The organism is Clostridium acidisoli DSM 12555 (assembly GCF_900176305.1).
Lineage (GTDB): Bacteria > Bacillota > Clostridia > Clostridiales > Clostridiaceae > Clostridium_I > Clostridium_I acidisoli.
Genome location: NZ_FWXH01000004.1, coordinates 116,534 through 137,450 on the forward strand (window position 1 = coordinate 116,534; position 20,917 = coordinate 137,450).

At 28.1% G+C, this 20,917-nt stretch carries 21 protein-coding genes; 11 read left to right on the top strand and 10 right to left on the bottom strand.

Annotation, left to right across the window (positions count from 1 at the left end; translation table 11 throughout):
* Positions 1–91 precede the first annotated feature (91 nt).
* From B8978_RS08415 to speD, 6 genes are all read left to right on the top strand, one after another.
* Complete coding sequence (locus B8978_RS08415; RefSeq protein ID WP_084115209.1) at positions 92–1,237, top strand: MGDG synthase family glycosyltransferase; 1,146 nt, start codon at positions 92–94, stop codon at positions 1,235–1,237.
* A gap of 313 nt (positions 1,238–1,550) precedes the next feature.
* Complete coding sequence (locus tag B8978_RS08420) at positions 1,551–2,780, top strand: SAM-dependent methyltransferase (RefSeq protein ID WP_084115210.1); 1,230 nt, start codon at positions 1,551–1,553, stop codon at positions 2,778–2,780.
* A gap of 144 nt (positions 2,781–2,924) precedes the next feature.
* Entirely contained in the window at positions 2,925–3,188 is a 264-nt protein-coding gene (locus tag B8978_RS08425) for a hypothetical protein (protein WP_084115211.1), read from the top strand.
* Positions 3,189–3,202: 14 nt separating this feature from the next.
* Positions 3,203–4,660, top strand: a complete 1,458-nt coding sequence (locus B8978_RS08430) for an ArnT family glycosyltransferase (protein ID WP_084115212.1) — start codon at positions 3,203–3,205, stop codon at positions 4,658–4,660.
* A gap of 93 nt (positions 4,661–4,753) precedes the next feature.
* Positions 4,754–6,223 (top strand): sensor histidine kinase, encoded by a 1,470-nt coding sequence (locus B8978_RS08435; RefSeq protein ID WP_084115290.1) that lies wholly within the window; start codon positions 4,754–4,756, stop codon positions 6,221–6,223.
* A gap of 108 nt (positions 6,224–6,331) precedes the next feature.
* Positions 6,332–7,144, top strand: coding sequence for an adenosylmethionine decarboxylase (gene speD, locus B8978_RS08440; protein WP_084115213.1), 813 nt, complete (start codon positions 6,332–6,334; stop codon positions 7,142–7,144).
* Between the two features lie 82 nt (positions 7,145–7,226).
* Here the strand turns inward: speD and dapG are convergent, their stop codons facing one another.
* Entirely contained in the window at positions 7,227–8,429 is a 1,203-nt protein-coding gene (gene dapG / locus B8978_RS08445) for an aspartate kinase (RefSeq protein WP_084115214.1), read from the bottom strand.
* Between the two features lie 241 nt (positions 8,430–8,670).
* Here dapG and metA point away from each other — a divergent pair, with 241 nt between their 5' ends.
* Entirely contained in the window at positions 8,671–9,576 is a 906-nt protein-coding gene (gene metA, locus B8978_RS08450) for a homoserine O-acetyltransferase MetA (protein ID WP_084115215.1), read from the top strand.
* A 61-nt stretch (positions 9,577–9,637) separates the two neighbouring features.
* Here metA and B8978_RS08455 read toward each other — a convergent pair whose 3' ends face one another.
* The 3 genes from B8978_RS08455 to B8978_RS08465 are packed head-to-tail and all read right to left on the bottom strand — an operon-like array spanning position 9,638 to position 12,826.
* A complete protein-coding gene (locus B8978_RS08455; RefSeq protein WP_084115216.1) occupies positions 9,638–10,468 on the bottom strand; it encodes an energy-coupling factor transporter transmembrane component T family protein in 831 nt (276 codons plus the stop codon).
* Entirely contained in the window at positions 10,461–12,161 is a 1,701-nt protein-coding gene (locus B8978_RS08460) for an ABC transporter ATP-binding protein (RefSeq protein ID WP_242950524.1), read from the bottom strand. The genes B8978_RS08455 and B8978_RS08460 overlap by 8 nt, the downstream gene beginning before the upstream one ends.
* 14 nt (positions 12,162–12,175) lie before the next feature.
* Positions 12,176–12,826, bottom strand: a complete 651-nt coding sequence (locus tag B8978_RS08465; RefSeq protein ID WP_084115217.1) for an ECF-type riboflavin transporter substrate-binding protein — start codon at positions 12,824–12,826, stop codon at positions 12,176–12,178.
* A 223-nt stretch (positions 12,827–13,049) separates the two neighbouring features.
* Here B8978_RS08465 and B8978_RS08470 point away from each other — a divergent pair, with 223 nt between their 5' ends.
* A complete protein-coding gene (locus B8978_RS08470; protein ID WP_423236711.1) occupies positions 13,050–13,586 on the top strand; it encodes a protein kinase family protein in 537 nt (178 codons plus the stop codon).
* Positions 13,587–13,667: 81 nt separating this feature from the next.
* Here the strand turns inward: B8978_RS08470 and B8978_RS08475 are convergent, their stop codons facing one another.
* From B8978_RS08475 to B8978_RS08485, 3 genes are all read right to left on the bottom strand, one after another.
* Positions 13,668–14,168 carry a hypothetical protein gene (locus B8978_RS08475; protein ID WP_084115218.1) on the bottom strand — a complete coding sequence of 167 codons (501 nt, stop codon included), beginning with the start codon at positions 14,166–14,168 and terminating at the stop codon, positions 13,668–13,670.
* Between the two features lie 67 nt (positions 14,169–14,235).
* Positions 14,236–14,790, bottom strand: coding sequence for a GNAT family N-acetyltransferase (locus B8978_RS08480; RefSeq protein ID WP_084115219.1), 555 nt, complete (start codon positions 14,788–14,790; stop codon positions 14,236–14,238).
* A gap of 79 nt (positions 14,791–14,869) precedes the next feature.
* Positions 14,870–15,796: a DMT family transporter gene (locus B8978_RS08485; protein WP_084115220.1), complete on the bottom strand. Its 927-nt coding sequence runs from the start codon at positions 15,794–15,796 to the stop codon at positions 14,870–14,872.
* A 184-nt stretch (positions 15,797–15,980) separates the two neighbouring features.
* On the opposite strand from B8978_RS08485, the gene B8978_RS08490 reads away from it, so the two are divergent.
* Positions 15,981–16,898 (top strand): NAD-dependent epimerase/dehydratase family protein, encoded by a 918-nt coding sequence (locus tag B8978_RS08490; RefSeq protein WP_084115221.1) that lies wholly within the window; start codon positions 15,981–15,983, stop codon positions 16,896–16,898.
* 54 nt (positions 16,899–16,952) lie between these two features.
* Here the strand turns inward: B8978_RS08490 and B8978_RS08495 are convergent, their stop codons facing one another.
* Positions 16,953–17,276 carry a 5-fold beta-flower protein gene (locus B8978_RS08495; RefSeq protein ID WP_084115222.1) on the bottom strand — a complete coding sequence of 108 codons (324 nt, stop codon included), beginning with the start codon at positions 17,274–17,276 and terminating at the stop codon, positions 16,953–16,955.
* Between the two features lie 198 nt (positions 17,277–17,474).
* Between B8978_RS08495 and B8978_RS08500 the strand changes: the two genes are divergently transcribed.
* Positions 17,475–18,767 carry an extracellular solute-binding protein gene (locus B8978_RS08500; RefSeq protein ID WP_084115223.1) on the top strand — a complete coding sequence of 431 codons (1,293 nt, stop codon included), beginning with the start codon at positions 17,475–17,477 and terminating at the stop codon, positions 18,765–18,767.
* 2 nt (positions 18,768–18,769) lie between these two features.
* Here the strand turns inward: B8978_RS08500 and B8978_RS08505 are convergent, their stop codons facing one another.
* Together B8978_RS08505 and B8978_RS08510 are read right to left on the bottom strand one after the other, a co-directional pair.
* A complete protein-coding gene (locus tag B8978_RS08505; RefSeq protein WP_084115296.1) occupies positions 18,770–19,450 on the bottom strand; it encodes a L,D-transpeptidase family protein in 681 nt (226 codons plus the stop codon).
* A 205-nt stretch (positions 19,451–19,655) separates the two neighbouring features.
* The gene (locus B8978_RS08510) at positions 19,656–20,384 is read right to left on the bottom strand and encodes a cell wall hydrolase (protein WP_084115224.1); all 729 of its coding nucleotides are present in this window, start codon (positions 20,382–20,384) and stop codon (positions 19,656–19,658) included.
* Between the two features lie 235 nt (positions 20,385–20,619).
* Here B8978_RS08510 and B8978_RS08515 point away from each other — a divergent pair, with 235 nt between their 5' ends.
* The gene (locus tag B8978_RS08515) at positions 20,620–20,850 is read left to right on the top strand and encodes a DUF3892 domain-containing protein (RefSeq protein ID WP_084115225.1); all 231 of its coding nucleotides are present in this window, start codon (positions 20,620–20,622) and stop codon (positions 20,848–20,850) included.
* The last annotated feature ends 67 nt before the right edge of the window (positions 20,851–20,917 follow it).

Consider the following 20,917-nt stretch of genomic DNA (forward strand, 5'->3'; position numbering starts at 1 on the left):
AATGTATAGGGATTGGGTATTTAAAATTAAATTTTATTATTTATTCTTTAATAATAATTCAGTTATCCCCATAAAATAAGGAGGAGAAATCGTGAATATACTAATTATATCTTCGAATAACACTGGATCTGGACATAAAAGCATTGCGGAAGCTTTATTAGAGCAGTTTGATAAGCTTGAAAATGTCAACGCGAAGGTTATTGAAGGATTTGACACAAATGGTACTTTGGGAAATACTGTAAGTAAATCTTATGGATTTTTAACAAGGAGAGCAAGAGTGTTATGGAAGGCAGTTTGGAACATTTCTTTAAAAAAACCTGAACTTATAGTTAAAATTACAGAAAGAACAATGGAGAAGAATTTTTTGAAGGTTTTAGAGAATGAAAAACCTGATTTGATATTATCGATTCATCCAAATTTTAACGCATCGGTTTTAAATATATTATACAGGAATGGTTACAACATACCATTTGTTACATTAATTGCAGATTTAATAAGTATAACTCCTCTATGGGTTGATAAGAGAGCGAATATGATTATATGTCCTACAGATGAAGCTAAAAAAAGGTGTATAAATTTTGGTGCAGATGGATCAAAAATAGAAGTGGTGAAATTTCCTGTTCGTTCTAGATTTTATAGTTCAAAACATAGAAATGATATTGTTATTAGTGATAAGCCTGAAAATGCACTCAAATTCTTACTTATGAGTGGTGGAGAGGGAGTTGGAAACCTTGGAAGCATTGCAGAAATATTATTAGAGAATTTTAACTGCAATGTAAAGATTGTTGCGGGAAAAAATGCGACACTTAGGAATAAATTGCAAAATAAGTATAGTGCAAAATACGGTGAAAAACTTGAGGTATATGGCTATGTAACTAATGTAAATAAATTAATGGATAATGTAGACATATTAATTTCAAGGGGAAGTCCTAATGTTTTAATGGAGGCAGTGGCATCAAACTTGCCTACAATAATAACAGGAGAATTATTGGGACAAGAAGAAGAAAATTCTTATTACATTGAAAAAAATAAATTAGGAATCTTATGTAGTGATTATAATAATTTAAAAACTTCCGTGGAAGAACTTGTTAAAGACGATGGTAAGCTTATAAATGACATAATGAAGGCACAAAGGCAATATAGGGATGTTGATTCAGCAAAAAAAGCTGTAGATTCCATAGTTAAGTTAGCTATTGAAGCTAGTCAAAATGAACAATATACGGATAAAATAGGATAGCTCTTATTTTAACAAAAACACTACCAGTTTAATTTAAAATGGTAGTGTTTTGTAATTTATTTTTGATTATAAGTAGATAAAATTTAAATAAATTTAAAATTGCATAAAAATGCAATCGTGCAAGAATTATTTCATAATACGTAGAAATAGGGCAAAAATTAAAGGAACATTGTATTATAATCGTTTACAACTGTCAATAATAAGCAATATATCATATTGAAGACAAAAAAATAGAGGAATATAATTAAAAGGTATGGTCTATATAAATAGTAATGAGATACAAAATTGAAATTTATATTATGGAGGGGTAAAGATGAAGAATAACGATAGTGCTCTAATTGAGGCAATTGAGCATATTTTTAAACAAACTGAAAAAAACTTTAATGTTGAGTTTTGGAATGGAGAAACTATCAACTATACAGATAGCCCAAAATTTACTTTAAAATTTAATGACAAGGATGCTTTTAAGAAAATAATGACTAAACCATCAGCAATAAGTTTTGCTGAAGCTTTTATCGATAAGACATTTGATATAGAAGGAGATGTAATAAACGCTCTTACTCTAAAAGATCAATTAAATGATGTAGAGATATCAAATTCAGACAAACTTACATTACTTTTAAAAGGAACATCAATTAAAGAAGCTATAAACATGCATACAAAGGAAAAAGACAAAGAAAATATAGCACACCACTATGATATATCAAATGATTTCTATAGATTATTTTTGGGATCAACTATGACTTATTCATGTGCGTATTTCAAAAATGAAGATGATGATCTAACAACAGCTCAAGAAAATAAAGTAGATCATATATGTAAAAAATTAAGATTAAAACCTGGCGAAAAATTATTAGATGTTGGTTGTGGTTGGGGAAAAATGATTATGTGGGCTGCAAAACATTATGGTGTTGAAGCTCATGGCGTAACTATAAGTGAGGAACAATATAAATACGTTACAGAAAAGATAAAAGAAGAAAAACTAGAAGATAAATGTTTTGTTGAACTTAAAGATTATCGTGACATAGAAGGAGAAGGTGTATACGATAAGATTGTAAGTATAGGTATGTTTGAACATGTTGGTAAGAAAAATTTACCATTGTATTTTGATGATATGTTTAGATTACTTAAGGAAGATGGATTATTTCTTAATCATGGAATAACTCATTCTAAAAAGCTTGTAGTATCAAAAGAAGAGAGTGAATTCATAGAAAAATACATATTCCCAGGTGGTGAACTTCAAACAGTAAGTGATGTTATTACATTTATGGAAGATGCTAATTATGAAGTTTGTGATGTAGAAAGTTTAAGAGAACATTATAGTAAAACATTGGTGCTTTGGGTTAATAATCTTATGAAAAACAAAGACAAAGCTATAGAATATTCATCAGAAAGAACATATAGGACATGGCTTTTATATATGATCGGTTGTGCACTTAATTTTCATTCTGGATCAATTTCAATATATCAAATATTGTTAAGCAAATCACCTAAAAAACCAATTTATAATATACCGTTAACAAGAGAATATATGTACAAATAATTTAATGTGAAATTAAAAATTTTTAATGGGCTATTTCAATAATTTTGAAATAGCCTATTTGTATGCTTGAATAAATGATATTTACGTGATAAAGTAATTTTTAAAAGGATTTATCCAAATGTTTTATACTAGGAGGGAAAAATTTTGAGAATATGGGGAAAGGTTATTAAAAAAAATAAAATAATAAAAGAAATTATTGTTACTTCAGATATAGATGATTCGTATCAAGAAAACTTAAAAGCATGCATTAAGGAAATTTGTTATAAACTTGATATTTCCAAACCTTATTGGTTGCCTCCAAATGTAGAAGAATATAATAATAGAAGAAAGACAACTTTTAATCAAAATCATTTTATTGATGAAATAGATTTCGATAAATTCATAATACAAGAACTAGATTCTATTTAAACGAGAGGTATAGTATGAGAAATACGTATGCGAAAAAAAAATTTGCATTGGATAAATTTTTTCATAAATATTTTTATTTTATAGCAGCAGGTATATTAGTTTTAGCTAGTGTTAATTTGTTTTATAAACTAGGAACAACAACTGTACAGGATTGGGATGAGGCTAGACATGGAATAACAGCATATGAAATGATAAAAAATAGCAATTATCTAATTACTACTTATGGGTTTAAAGTTGATTATTATAATCTAAAGCCGCCACTACCGATGATTATAATAGCAATGTCATATAAAATTTTTGGGTATAGCATATTTGCGATGAGATTTTTTTCTTCCTTTAGTGCTCTAATCACAATTATTTTTGTAGGAAAAATTCTAAAAGATAATATAAGTAAAGTTTCTGCAATTGTAGGTATGACTGCACTATCAACAAATTATCTTTTCATAGTATGGCACGCAGGAAGAACCGGTGATGTGGATGCTATTTTTACCCTGATTTTTACAATAGTAATATATTTCTTAATGAAAATAGAAAAGAATATAAAGTATTTATATTTATGCGGAATTGTATACTCAATTTCATTTTTGTTAAAGAGTTATGCCTCTATACAAATTATTGCAGTAGTAGGACTCATACTGATTTGTACTGGATCTTTATTTAAATTAAAATTAAAACAGCTTTTAATTTTTTTTGCTTGCAGTTTTATCCCAATTTTCATTTGGATGGCAGCCAGATATAGTTTTGATGGATTTACCTTTCTAAAGAAAATGATTACCTATGATGTTTTGGCTAGATCTACTAGCACCATTGAGGGACAAAAAGGTAGCATTTTGTATTATGTAGTGTATTCAATAAGTTACAATTTTCATTGGGTTGTCTACATTAGTATTTTATTAAGTGTGTATCTTATAATAAATAAATTTAAACTTAACTTTAAGAATAATAAATTCTTAAAATTAACTACAATAATTTGGGCGTTAGTGCCCTTTATATTATTTAGTTTGTCTAAATCTAAGCTTGTTTGGTATATAAATACTGTATACCCTGCTGTTAGTATATTAATTGGATGGGTTACATATAGTATATATATAAATAGCCACATATCGAAAAAGTTAAAAAATGTAATTTTAATCCTATTTATAATATGCTCATTATTTGGAGAAACTAGAATACTTCTTAAAATAAAAAATGAAAATATTCCAGATTCACAAAAAATATTCATAGAGTTAAAAAACAAGGTAGAGAGTAAAAATATTAACATTTATTATGGTAGTAAATGGACACAAGCAAATAGATTTATTGTAGAAGTGCTGGATAATATGAATCCAAAGGAAGAAAGTAAAGAAAATTTCTTAAGTAAAAATTTAAAGGGAATATATGTATTAGATAATAATAAAGAAAACAGGAGATTCATTATAGAAAATAAAATAAAGCCATTATGTAAAAATGAGAATTATATAATTATAAAATAAAAAAACATTTTATGTTTTATTTTAGTACAAAGTTTGATAAAATAGGAAATGGTGGAATTTAAACAAAATTATTTAATGGAAGTGTTACATATAATGCATAATGTTTTATTTTTTCTAATAATGTTGCTGGTTTATGCTGCATTAGCTTTGATTTGTATTTCTTTTAATATAATATACAAGAAAAAGTATCTAAATTTGATATCTATGAGCCATATATTTGGAATATTAACTGTATTATTTTGCATATTTAATACGATTATTTTTGGTAATTATGTTATTAAGATTTTTTCGGTAACGTTTTTTTTATGTGCAAATTTTTTGGGAATTTTAGCATTGTTAAGTTATTTTGAAATTAATGTAAAGGCATATTACAAGTATATAGCAATTGCATTGATAATTATTGACGCTTATACATGTAATAACGAGCCTAATATTAGTGTAATTATACACAAGGATATACTGATGCTTGTTTATATAGGCATAGGTATATTTATTTTAACAAGCAAACATAATAAACTTAGTAGCAAAATTTTTGCAAGTGTAAGTTTAATTTTTCCTAGTGTTCAATTTATATTTCAAATAGTTATTATGTTTACAAGATTACCGATTCTAAAAATATTACCTAATGTTGATTTGGTTTCTTATGAATTGCAGGCACTTACATATTCATTTTTCATTATTTTTATTACAATAGAGGATGCTAGCAAAAAATTCAGTAGTCATGTAAATGTTCTTCAAGAAGAAGTAAAAGATAAAGAGAAGAAATTAACTGAATATGTAGAGCTTGATAAATTGAAATCAGAATTTTTGGCAAATATTTCTCATGAACTTAGAACTCCTATAAATGTAATATTTAGCAGTGTTCAACTTTATGAAATCAATTTAGAAAAAAGTAACTGTAAAAGCGATAAAAATTTAAATAAATATATAGACATAATGAAGAAAAATTGTTATAGATTAACTAAATTATCCAACAATCTAATCGATATGAGCAAGATAGATGCAGGAATTGTAGATTTAAATTTGCAAAACGTTGATATAATAAAAATTGTTGAAGATACCACATTATCAGTTGTTCCATTTGCTGAGTCGAAGGATATACAAATTATTTTTGACACAGAAATAGAAGAGTTATTAATGGCTTGCGATATAGATAAAATAGAAAGAATAATTTTAAATTTACTTTCTAATGCAATAAAATTTACTCAAAATCATGGGGAAATTAAAGTATATACATGTTTTTCAAAAAATAAACTTCAAATCAACGTTGAAGACAATGGACCGGGAATATGTAAAGATATGCATGAAAAAATATTTAATAGATTTACTCAAATAAGTGACACATTTATAAGAAAAAACGAAGGTAGCGGTATAGGATTATCACTTGTTAAATCACTTGTTGAAATGCATAATGGTAAGGTTTATTTGGAAAGTGAGGAAAACAAAGGGTGTAAATTTAAAATAGAATTTCCATATAGACGATTAGATATTAATAATAAAAATTCTGAAGACTTTAGTGAAATTAATATGAAAAAAGTAGAAATAGAATTTTCAGATTTATGAAAATGAATATTGTTTTATATATAGAATAATATTATTATAAACAGCTTGTTTTTGTTATTGTTTATATGATAATATAATGCTGAAATATTATAAGAAAAGGTGAATGAATTGTCAGTAACGGATAATAACAAATTAAAACTTTATGGATTTAACAATTTAACAAAATCGTTAAGCTTTAATATTTATGATGTTTGCTATACTGAAACCGATGAAGACAGAAAAAAATATATTGAATATGTTGATGAACAATATAATTCTGAAAGATTAACGGGAATTTTAAAAAATGTAACAGAAATAATAGGTGCAAAAGTACTTAATATAGCAAAACAAGATTATGATCCTCAAGGGGCAAGTGTTACATTATTGATTTCTGAAGAGGAAGTACCTGTGTATGTATTGGATCCATCTTGCAATAGAGGAGAACTTGCACCAATAAGAGAGAATATAGTAGGACATTTGGATAAAAGTCATGTTACGGTACATACTTATCCAGAAAGCCATCCACAGAACAATATAAGCACATTTAGGGTAGATATAGATGTTGCAACTTGTGGACAAATATCGCCACTAAAAGCATTAAATTATCTTATAGGAAGCTTTGATTCCGACATTATTACTATAGATTACAAGGTAAGAGGTTTTACTAGAGATATGGATGGGAAAAAACATTATATAGATCATAAAATAAACTCAATACAAAATTTTATAGACAAAAATACCTTATCTAGATATATGTTAACGGATATGAATATATATCAAGCTAATATATTTCATACTAAGATGAAGCTTAAAGCTATTGAACTAGAAAATTATATATTTGATATTAAAGAAGAAAATTTAAGTATAGATGAAAAGGATAAGATAATAGAGTCTTTACAAAAAGAGATGACAGAGATATTTTATGGTATAAATGTAAATTAAAAATATTATATAGTATAACTAAAAAATTTACAGGTGACCTAAAGCCGCATTATAAAAACTTTTGATCGCCTGTTTCTAAATTTCATTTACAAGAACATAATTCAGAATGAAGTGCATTAATTGCACTGCTTGCAAGGTTTGTTTTTACAAGACACCATATTGTCTCATGTGAATCAGCAGTCTGAAGAACATTAATTTTTTCATTTCTTAATATTTTTATTATTTTAGCCATAACACCGGGTTTTCCAGCCATTCTACTGCCTATAAGAGAAATTTTACTGCAATCTTCTTCATAGGTATAATTTAAATTAAGTGATTTTGAAATAGCATCAAATTTTTTAAAATCTTTTTTATCTATAGTAAATATATTTTCTTCTGGAAATACATTTATAAGATCTATACTAATGTTATTTTCAGCTAATATATCAAGTATGTCGGGATAATTTATATTGTCTTTGTTAACTTTAGTTGAAAATTTTATTTGAGTTCTGTTATCAATTTGTGTTATGCCATCAATAACATTAGTGTTATTTGTGTTTCCAATGTTATTGATAAGCGTTCCAACGCAGTTGTTAAGGGTGTTTTTAACAACTAGAGGTATATTAGCTCTTGCAGCAATTTCAACAGCTCTTGGATGTATAACTTTTGCACCTTGGTCTGCAAATTGAAAGACTTCGGTATAACTAATTTCTTCAATTAAGGCAGCATCTTTTACTACCCTTGGATCTGCAGTCATTATACCATCTACATCTGTATATATTTCTACTCTTTCAGCATTTAATGCACTTCCAAGAAGTGAGGCAGTAACATCGCTTCCACCTCTGCCAAGGGTAGTTAAAAAACCATCTTCACTTAAACCTTGAAAACCTGCAACTACAGGTATTTTTCCGGATTTCAATATTTTTATTAAATTATTAGCATCCACTCTTAAAACAGAGGCATTATTAAATTCATTATCTGTTATTATTCCAGCTTGACCGCCTAAAAGTGGCACTGCATCAATTGATTTTTTATTTAAGTCATTACTCATGATTACGGTACTAATAATTTCACCACAACCCATGAGCAGGTCGCTAGCTTGTAAATTGTGATTTTTAAAGTCAATATCTATTAAGGATAAAAGGGTATCTGTAGCATAAGGGTCACCTTTTCTACCCATTGCTGAAACCACAACCACAGGTGAAAAGCCATCTTTTATAGCACTTAATACCTTTTCTATTACTAATGCTCTTCTTTCTTTTGACGAAACAGAGGTACCTCCAAATTTTTGAACTATTACTTTCATAATTTCCTCCAATATTATAACTGATAATTAAATTGTCCTTATATTATTATATATGTAAGTTTTGCAAAAGAGGTTGTATAAAATGCTATAAATATTGCAAATGTTGCTTTTAGGAATATAATTTAGATAATGAAATAAATACTTAGGGTAAAACATGTCCTATTGAAGTAATTTGATTTTTGTTCTATAATTTGAAACAGATGCTAAAAATAGTTTGAATTTTGAAAGGAGAGGGAGCCTTATGCCAATAAACATACCTAATGATTTACCTGCAACTGAAATTCTAAATAATGAAAACATATTTGTTATGAATGAGGTAAGGGCATCTCATCAAGATATAAGACCCTTAAACATTGCAATAGTTAATTTAATGCCAGTAAAGACAACAACTGAAACTCAGATATTGAGACTTTTATCAAATTCTCCAATACAGGTTGATATAACGTTAATACATACTAAAAGTCATTTATCAAAAAATACATCAGAAGAACATCTTATAAAATATTATGAAACGTTTGAAGATATAAAGGACAAGAAATTTGATGGAATGATTATAACTGGAGCACCAGTAGAACAAATGAAGTTTGAGGATGTTGATTACTGGAATGAAATAACAGAAATTATGGAGTGGAGTAAATTCAATGTATCTTCAACTTTTCACATATGTTGGGGAGCACAGGCAGGATTATACTATCATTATGGAATACCTAAATATGAATTGCAGCATAAAAAATTTGGAGTGTTTAAGCATTCTATAAACAAAAAAAACGTTAAGCTTTTACGAGGTTTTGACGACAGATTTTATGTTCCACATTCAAGGCATACAGAAGTTAAAAAGGAAGATATTATAAAAAAAACTGAACTTGAAATTTTAGCTGAATCAGATGAAGCAGGGATTTATATTGTATCAGCTAATGGGGGACGTCAAATTTTTGTGATGGGGCATTCTGAATATGATCCACTTACATTAAAGGATGAATATGATAGGGATATTTCTAAAGGTCTTAAGATGGATGTACCACAAAATTATTTCCAGGACAATGATCCAAGTAAAGAACCTATAGTAAAGTGGAGAGGCCATGCTAATTTGTTATATTTAAATTGGCTAAATTATTATGTATATCAGGTAACGCCGTATGAGCTTTAGTAAATACATTAAGTATACATGCTAAACCCTAAATATCTGGGGCTTAGCATGTATAGCTTAATTAAAAATAAACACACCAAAACTTTTTAAATACATTGGTTTTAAGGTATATACCCAAAACAATAAGCAATATTGATAAAACAACAAATGTAAAGTCTTTGATAGTTAGAGGTTTTCTATTATACCAGGTTCTTTTTTTATATTTACCAAAACTTCTAATCTCCATAGCATTTGAAATAACATCTATTTTCTGAAGTGATGATAAAAGCAGTGGAAACAAAACAGATATATAGTTTTTCATTCGTACGAAAAAATTTGCTTCACCACGTCTAAAAGCTAAACCTCTAGCCTCTTGTGCATTTATTATGTTTCCAAGTTCACTTTTTACATCAGGTATGTATCTAAGAGCTATGCTTACGGCATAAGACACCCTATAGGATACATTTAGACGATTAAGACTACTTGCAAAAGTTCCAGGCTCTGTTGTAAATATAAACAAAATTGTTAGTGGAGCCATACAAATGTATTTAAGTGAAAGTGTAAGTGCATAAAAAAGTGTTTCGTAAGTTAATTTAATATTAAAAATGTTTAATGCTACACTATAGTGACCTGACAGTTTAGAACCATAATCAGGCGTTATTATTATAAGGAATATGGAATTAAATATTGTAAACACAATTATAAAAATTATAAGTGGAAGAATAGATTTTAATGGTAAACCTGCTATGTAGACCATTAAAAAACCTACAATAATCATAAGTGTAAAAATTCTAGCATCCATAAACATGAAAGTAAAGATTGTCCAACAAATTAACATTAGAAGTTTTATACTTCCATCTAATTTATGAAAAATTGAGTTACCTTTTATGTATAGAGAACCTGATTTACTCATATTTCTCACCAGCCTTTAATAAAGTGGTAAAATAAGCTAAAAAGTTTTCCTTGTCTTTTAATTCATAGATTTCAGCTAATTTTGATATTGAGGTTTCACTTAAATTTGCTCGATTCATAATATCTGAATTTGAAAGTATATTGTACACCAGGTCATCTGCTATGACACGGCCATCACTAATAACTACAGCTCTATCAGCGTATTCTAAGGCAAGGTGCATATCATGTGTTATTATAACTATACTTATATCACGTTTTTTTAGTAACTCAAGAAACTTCATAAATGCCACATAATTTCGATGATCTTGTCCAGCAGTAGGTTCATCTAAAATTATCACTTTTGGATCCATAACAAGTATAGATGCAATAGTAACTCTCTTTTTTTGACCATAGCTAAGTGCAGAAATAGGCCAATTTCTATAAGCATGTAAACCACAAATTTTTAAAGTTTCTTCAACTTTTTCTGAGATTTCTGTATCGCTAAAACCTGAGTTTTTTAATCCAAAAGCAACTTCATCAAAAATCAAATTTTTAGTTATCATATGATTTGGGTTTTGCATAACATAACCTATTGCTTCAGCACGTTTTTTAATTGATAATTTGTTTATGTTTTTACCATTTAAAAGCAAGTTACCTTCTTTGTTTTTGTTTATTCCACAAATAATTTTCATAATGGTAGATTTACCAGCACCATTATTACCAAGTACCGCTAAGAGTTCACCTTTATTTATATTAAAGGAAACATTTTTTATATTATATGGATCATCCTTATAATACTTAAAACTTATGTTTTCAAGGCTTAAAATTGGTGCCTTTTTTATAGATTTTTTTTCGGTATTTAGGTTAGAGTATTCCTTTAATAAAATATCTTTGTACTTTATGGAGTTCTCAATTTTTGAGATTTTATCTTCTTTAGTTAGTTTAATTCCACATTTTTTTAGCACTTCTAAATATAGAGGTTCTCTTAGCCCATATTTTGGCAGCAAATCTGAAGCAAGAATATCATCAGGAGCTCCAATTGCTACAATTTCACCTGCTTCCATTAGAACAATCTTATCATAGTTATGAGCAACTACATCTTCTATTCGATGTTCAACGACAATTACTGTTTTTTCACCGTTATTATGTATAGAATCTATTATATCTAAGGCTTTGTTTGTACTTGCAGGATCAAGGTTTGCAAGTGGTTCATCAAACAACATAATATGAGCATTTGTTGTAAGTATACCAGCTATAGAAACTTTTTGTTTTTCACCACCACTTAAACTGTGAGGAGTTTCATTGATAAAGGGTAACATTCCAACTCTATTCAGAGCATTTTCTACTCCAGAGTGCATTTCAGCTATTGGAACATTATTGTTTTCATAAGAAAAAGCAACATCTTCTCCTACGCTTAGGCCTACAAATTGAGCATCTTGATCTTGCATTATAGTACCAACATAGTTGCTTACTTCATAAATACTTTTTTCATATGGTTTAAAACCTTCTACAACAAGTTCACCATTTATGCTTCCCTTATAAGTGAAAGGAATTAGCCCATTTATACAATGGGCTAAAGTAGATTTTCCACTTCCACTAGGACCAGCAATAAGTATTTTTTCACCAGATTCTATATCTAAGTTTATATTTTTTAAAGTATATGATTTTAAATTCTCATACTTAAAGTTAAAATTCTTAAATGATATTATAGACAAATTGCTGCCCCTTTCTACTTATCTAATTCTAAATTGTTATTTTTACTTCTAGATTTGGCAATTGCAATAGTAACGGGTATACCTATTACTGCAATTACAATTAAGTTAGAAACACTTGCTAAGGTAACTTGCAATAGTTCCTTTGATGAAGATTCTCCATAGAAAAACACATCGCCTGCATATGCAATAACATTTCCAACTACCATGCCTACTATTGCAAGTACGTATAATTTTATATAATGTTGTTTTGAAATTTTTCCAGATAATACGTCGAATTTTTTATCAAATGTAATAAAACCTGTAAACAGACCAATTGAAGCAGATAGGAAAACCCAACTCCACCATACTGAACCACTTGTAAATGCATCGTTTAAGGCGTGTCCTATAAAGCCAGCCAAAAAACCTACAATTGGTCCAAAGATTGCACCTAAAATAGGCAAAAGTGCAACAGCAATTCTAAAAGATGTATTTGGGCCTATAGGAATAGATATCACTGATAATGCGCCATATAGAGCAGCACCTATACCTATGGCTACTACACTACGAGTTGATAAAGATTTTCTACCCTTGGCAAAAACGATTAATGAAGCTATAATTGCTATTATTATTGATACAATACCTTGCCAAGACACTACGGATGTAAAAAAGTTGTTAATAAATTTCATTTTGGTCACTCCTTTTAATATATTTTATAAAAAAAATTATATAGTTTACATATATGTTTTGTAAACTATAAATATTAATACAAGAATAATTATAACACATGAGAAAGATTTGAATATAATGTTTAGTGAAATATAAGATATTTTATCAAATAAAAATTACATAATAATAAAAAAAGGAGTGTTTATCATAAGCACTTATAAAAAATATATAGAAGATTTTGATTTGAATTTATTACAGTGTACATTTTTAGGAATGGGACATAATGGAGTTGTATATTTATTACCGGATGGCAAAGTGATAAAAGTTTGTTTTACAGAACATAGCTGTAGGGGGGAATACTATATTTTAAATAAGGTCAATGGAAACAAATATTTCCCAAAGGTATATGGCATGAATGGAAACTATATGATTAGAGATTATGTTGGAGGGATATCACTAAGAGATTATATAAAGGAGTATGGATTTAATAAAGAGTTAGGTAGTAAATTGATTTTGTTATTGGAGGAATTTGATAAGCTGAAATTTACTAAAAGGGATATAAGGTGTAAAGATATATTTGTTGAGCCAGATGGAAATTTAAGAATTATTGATCCTAAAAAAAGCTTTTCAAGGGAAAGAGATTTTCCAAGACATCTTTCAAAAGGATTAGAAAAATTAGGGGTTCTAGAAGAATTCATGGAAATACTAAAAGAAAAAAGACCAGAGAAATATAAAAAATGGTCTAAAAAGATATATGAATATTTAGATAGCATTCAATAGGAAAAATTAAGTTTGGCAAGAATTTTGCACCTCATTTTTGACCTAAGCCAATTTTAAAAATAATGTGACTTAGCATTATTTTTAAAATTGGCTTTTGCTTAAATAAGTCTGCTTGTTTTTAATACTTTTCTCATACTTAGGAATTGCTAAATAAAACTTTTCAGGAATAACTTCATCCTTATAAATCTTATATCTTACGTAAGAACCTTGCTTAAAGTCATAAACTTTCGTAACTCCTGTTGCTTGAAATCTATGTCCGTATTTTTTACCATTTATGCTAAAGACAACTGAATATTTGCTTTTAAATAGCGTATATTTAATTGCAGGTGCAGTATAAGAAGGTAGAAATTTAATTTCACGTTCCATAGCCCTAATTTTCTTTTTTAACACAATGCAGATAACTATGAATAATATCGCTATAACTATTCCAATTAATGAAACCCTGAAATACATAGTTTTGCTATAATGAAAAAGAGAATCTGTACCTCTTCTGCCTTTTAGAAAACCCATAAATGGCATCCCAAGTCCAATCCAAACAATGATAGTAAAAAAACTGAGTAAATTATTTAGTGTCTTGTACATTTACCATCCCCCATTACTGCAGGTATAATTCCATCAAAATTGTCTCAGAATATTAACATTTCTTCGTTTATTTTTGAAGTTCAAGCCATTCTGGATATAAAAGTCCATAAAGGTACATATCATATTTTTTACCATCTCTTTGCACAAATTCTCTATAGGAACCTTCTTTTATAAATCCAACTTTTTCATAAAGTGCTATGGCAGGAGTATTATAACTTAAAACATTCAGTTGAATTCTATGTAAATTAAGTTCATGAAAACCAAATTCTAATATGAGATTCATAGCCTCAGTTCCATAACCTTTACCACGTACATTTGGAGAACCTATACCAATGGATAAATTAGCAACTCTATTGTTCCAAGATATACCATTTAAATCTATATATCCGATAAATTCATCAGTTTCAATAGATCTTATTGCAAACATATAGTTTTCATTTGATTCTTGTCTTTCTTTTATCCAAGTTGTTATATGTTCTTCACTATAAGGGTAACTAGGCATAGTATCGAATAATCTTAGTGAGTAAGTGTCATTATACCATTCACATATCTTTTCTATGTCATCGTTTTTTATTGAAGTTAAATTAACTTTATTTCCTAGCAATAAGTTATTAATAAACATTTAATCATCTCCATACTTATGTATATTAGATTAATATTAAGGCATATTAAAAAAAATAACAAGTTAGTAAAATGTATGTTTAACCTTCAGTTTTAGGATTTTGCCTTAATGAGAACATATTTGTTCCCCAAACACCAACAATTATTAAAAAAGAACCTATTAATTGAAATAATTTAAATTGTTCATTAAGGAAAACAACACCTGCAACAATTGAAACTATAGTTGATAAATTGGAAAAAGTAGCTGATATAGAAGCTGGAACTTTTGAAAGTGTGTAATTTGTCAAAAAATATGCAACTATTGATGAAAGAATTCCAAGATAAACAACAGAGCTTAACAGGTCTTTGTTAGTCAAAACATTAAAATATGTATCTAAATTATGATTTTTAACATGAAGTATAATGGATATACAGTTAAAAAATAAGGCAGATAAAAACATCATGTAATAAGTTATTTCAATGGGGGTAAATATCGTTGAAAGCTTCCTAGACAATATTGTAAATACACCAGCAGTAACAATGGCACCAACAAGAAGCAAAATACCAAGTTTACTATTTTGACCTTTACTAGATGTATCCATAATTCCAATTAATGTTACTCCAGCAACTGAAATTATAATGGAAATAGTTTGCTTAACAGAAAGTTTCTCCTTTAAAAAATATGCACTAAGTATGGCAACTGCAATTGGTATAAGAGCTATCATAAGTCCAGCTTCTGATGAAGATGAAAATTTTATACCATAATTCTCAAATATAAAATAGGTTATTGGCTCCATTAAAGCTAATAAAGTAAGGGTTAACATAGGTTTTCCTTTATAACTTATTTTTATAATCTTAAAAACAGCTAATACAGACATTATAATAAAGGCTATTAAAAATCTTAATGATAAAAGAGTAAAGGGATCAGTTATATTTAAAGCTTTTTTTGAAAAAAGAAAACTTAAACCAAAAATGCTTGAAGATATAAGTGACGAAATATAAGGTAAAAATCTTTTTTTATGTTTCATTTAAATTCTCCATTCATATTAATATAGCAATTTATTATAACATTAAAAGAATGTTATAATAAATAGAGACTATATGTTCAGCAAGAAAAATTATAAAGTCTGTTCAAAAACATAATATTTTATTATAATGTTTGTATGGTTTAATTACAGTTGAAGTTATAAACGATTTAGGAGGATTTATAAAATGAAGGTAATAGTAACTGGAGGAGCTGGATTTATCAGTTCACATGTAGTTGATTTACTCATAGATAATAATTATGAAGTTTGCATAATAGATAATTTAACACATGGAAGTATAAAAAATATAAACAAAAAAGCTAAGTTTTATGAAATGGACATAAGAGATACTAAACTTAAAGAAATATTTCAAATAGAAAAACCAGATTACGTAATACATAATGCAGCACAAATAAGTGTTCCAGCATCGGTAGATGATCCTATGAATGATGCAAGCATTAACATTATGGGTACAATAAATGTACTAGAGGCTTGTAGTAGCGTCAATGTAAAAAAAATAATATACCCAGCATCAGCAGCAATTTTTGGAGAACCATCATATTTACCAATAGATGAAGCACATCCACTTGAAATGTTATCGGCTTATGGTGTAACAAAACATACCGTAGAGCATTATCTTAAGGTTTATAAAGGTTTATACAACATTGACTATGTAGCTCTTAGATGTGCAAATGTTTATGGACCGAGACAAGATTCTTCTGGAGAGGGTGGGGTAATAGCAATATTTTGCGAAAAACTTTTAAAGGATGAAATTCCATATATATATGGAGATGGTAATCAAATAAGAGATTTCGTCTATGTGAAAGATGTTGCAAAAGCTTATTTAATGGCACTTAATTCAGATATAAGTGGAATTTATAATGTTTCTACAAATGTAAAAATAACTATAAATGAACTTTTTAAAATTATAAATAAATTACTTGATAAAAATATTTCTTGTATCTATACGGATGAAAGAAAAGGCGATATAAGAGAAAGTTACATGACTTATGACAAAATAGAGAAAAAAATTGGTTGGAGACCGGAAACAAGTATTACAGAAGGGTTAAAAGAGACTCTTAGTTATTATGCAAATATAAAATAGTATATATAAATAAGAGCCCACTCTTTAAATTAAAGAGTGGGCTCTTAAACGCGATTAGAACCACCAAAAATTATTTACACTTAACCCACCAAAGAAAAGTAATAGACCAGCAGCAGCAACTAGAGATCCAAAAGTACTATTTACATGCCCTACATAGTGCCTATTAGCATCATAAACCTTATAATTATTTAAATATCCAATAGGGTATCCTGAGCTACTATACACAACATTTCCATCAATGTAACCTGCTAATTGGCCATTATTATAATAAAAGCCAGATCCATAAACGAAACCTAACTGCTTATTTTTTTTGCAATAAATCCTATTTCCTTGAAAATATCCACAAGTGGAGTTTTTATGATCATAGATTCTTTCCAATGAATTCACACTCCTTGGTTAAATTATTTTCTTATCCAATACTAATATATGCGTATTTTCATTACATGATATTGTTTTTAAATTTAAGAAAAATTTTTTATGCAATTGTTGTAAATTTTTTGTTGTCTATAGCTTACATAAGGTATAGATATAATAAAAATAACACATCATAAGTATAAAAAATTAAGAGGGGATAATATGAAAAGTAAAAATATAATAATTAAGATTTTATTGATTATTTTTTCAATTAATGTGATTACAGGTTGCACTCAAAATAAAAACAATACAAAACCAAAAGAAGAAAAGAAAAGTAAGAACTTAAGTGGTGATATTGAAATTACAATATCAGACGATAGATTTGGAGAATTCCTTAAAAATAATATAATTCCTGATTTTAAAAAAGATAATCCTGATGTTAATGTAAGTTTAAGTAGTGACAATGATATAAATTCAAGAGTTATGAATGGAAAAGTTCCAGACATATATATTGGAAATAATGTGTATGAGGCTATGAAGTATGGAGATATGAATAAGTTATTGGATTTTCAAAAAGTTAATGGATTTAAGAATGATCTTTATAAAAAAATTAGTAAAAAATTTATAGTTAAAAAACAAAAAACTAATGAAATATATTGTATACCTTGGTTTGTAACAACACAACTTATGGCATATAACAAGACATTATTTAGAGAAGCGGGATTAGATGAAAAAAAGCCACCAAGTACATTTGACGAATTTATAAACTGTGCAAATAGGATATACGCATTACCTAATCGTGCTGACGGAAGTAAGATATATGGAGTAGCAGTTCCTAATAATGACATATCTAATCCGATTTCAAATTGGGAAAATGTAAGCCCGCTATATTATAATATGAATGATAAAAAATATGGATTGTATAACAATACAGGTACGGATGTGGTGTTCGATAAATCAGAAGCAAAATTAAATGATTTTTTTGTATTTGTATCAAAAGTTCAGCAGGTTACGTCAATGAATTTAAAAAACGCTGATTTAAACAATACAGGAATGTGGCTACAATATGGAGATGAAGAAAATATTAATAAAGATGACATAGGAATTTCGAATATACCAGCAAAAGATAAAAATAGTATTAGCTATTCAAACTTAAAAGAAAAGAATATAATGATGTTCAAAACTGATACAAAGCGACAGGATTTAGCTTGGAATTTTGTAAAATACATTATGGAGGAGCAGGAAAATCTGAAAGCATGTAAAAAACTTAAAGAGTTGCCAGTATTGTCAAAGCTTGAAAAAAATGATTATTTTAAAACAACGGAGAACAAAAAGTATATGGAACAGCTAAAAAATGCTATTCCAATAGAACCATATCCGTCTATTGAAAAGGTTACAGCAAATTTACAACAAGCATATATAGATTATGCTGTTAATAAAAAAGTACCATTGGACCTTTCTATAAAGAATGCAGCTGATAAATCCAGAAATATAATCAAAAATACAGGGGAGTAGGTTTATTCAAAAGGAGCCATTCCTAAAGACTTATATAACTCATAATTTATGTTATGAGTTATGTTTAATTTGTTATCCATTTCAAATTTTATTATAGCTTTTTTTAGGTTATCTCCATAAATTCCATCTAAGGAATTAGAATAATAACCTCTGCTCTTTAAAGTTTTTTGGACCTGAAAGACATCACTACCAGTGTTGCCTGGCAATAAAACTCTTAAATTATTATATTGAAGGCCAAATGGACCACCATATACAATTACCACAGTCCCTAAACTTACTTTATCATATAAATCTTCTACATCATTATTGTTCATTCTTATACATCCCATAGAGGCAGGAGAACCTATACTCTGTGGTTTGTTTGTACCATGAATGCCATATTTTCCCCAAGGGACATTAAGCCCCATCCATCTTGTGCCAAATCCATTTGACCAAGCACCTTTATCAATTATTTTCCATGTTCCAATAGGTGACGGTGTTGATTTTTTACCTGAGGCAACTGGATATGACTTTATAATTTTTTTAGAATTATTTTTTATTAAAAAAAGCCTATTTTCATTCAAATCTATTAAAATAACATAAGTTTTGTTATAAGGACTATTTATGGTGGCAGCATTTACATAAGTACAATTTATAAGCAAAAAACATATTGCAAGTATAAATATTTTTTTAAAATTCATTATGAACACACCTCTCAGAATAAAATACATGTTTTATTGTGCCCACAGTGTTTTTTAAATATGTAAAATAAAGATTAAACGGTGTGAAGTTTGTAAATTCGTAATAGTTAGATATTGCAAAGTACGGGTGAAGGGTTTTCACCAATGCTTCGCGGTGAAAACCCTTCACTTTGCTTCGCAATTTCTTTATATTACGTTCTAAACCATTTTAATAAGAAAAAATCATCTTATCTATTGTAATTGCTACTGGTTTAGCTCTAAGCCATGTATTTGTTGCGGAATTATCAAAATAATAAAGAGCACCATAGGTTGGATCATTGCCATTTAAAGCAGCATAAGCAGCTTTTATTGAATCAGCATCAGCAGGTTTATTTATCCATCCATTTAAAACAGGGGTAAATTGATAATACTGACCATTTTTTTCATATATTACATCTTTTATTGTTTTTGGGAATAATGGACTCTTAACCCTGTTCATAATTACAGCACCAACTGCAACTTTTGCACTATAAGGCTCACCTTGAGCTTCTGCAGTTATTAATCTTGCTAAAAGATCTACTTCACTTTGAGTATATGAATAATGAAACGGGACATAGATAACTTGTCCAGAATATAAAGTGTTTGTCCAAATATTATTAACTTTTCTTAGCCAATCTATAGATGTATTAAACTTTTGTGATATTTTGTATAAGCTGTCACCAGATTTTACAGTATAACTAGAAGCTGGTACATTAAGTTTTTGACCAGAGTAAAGTGAAGGTGAAGATAAATTATTGTTTATCATCAATGTGTTATAAGATTCATTAAACAATTTTCCGATTTTAAATAAAGAATCACCTGAAGTTACATTATAAGTTGCAGCCTGTGCAGTGCTAGAAATAATTAAAGATAAAGTTACAGTAAAAAACAGTGTCTTTAATTTGTTTGATTTTAACATATGTTTACCTCCTAGTTTTATTAATATTAATGGGGGTAAGCCCATGTGTTTATGGTAGGCTTGTTTATTTTATTCTAGCAGAGACTTTTGCTTGAATTCCATATGAATGCACTGGAAGTTTTTGAAGGATGATCATTACATGGAAATTAATACATTGTAAACAAAATATATATACAAATTTTAATGTATACATTTTCACTTATTTGCCATAATATTAAAGAAAGGATTGATAATTATGCCAAATAAATCAACGATAATTAAAGTAAAAAAGAATTCCTCAGGTGATATAACTGCTGTTATGTTTGGAGATGAGAGTGTACATTCAATAGAAGAGGCAATAGACATGGCTAAAAATGGTTATATAGAAAGTGTTAATGTAGGAAAAGCTAAAAATGGAAGAGAATATCTGAGAAGTAATCCTAATGGAACTGAAGGAGATAATTTAGACACTAAACCTACATTTTGAAATTAAGTAAAAAAAATCTGTGTAAACACAGATTTTTTTGTTTGAAAAGCTTATTAAATTTTCATAT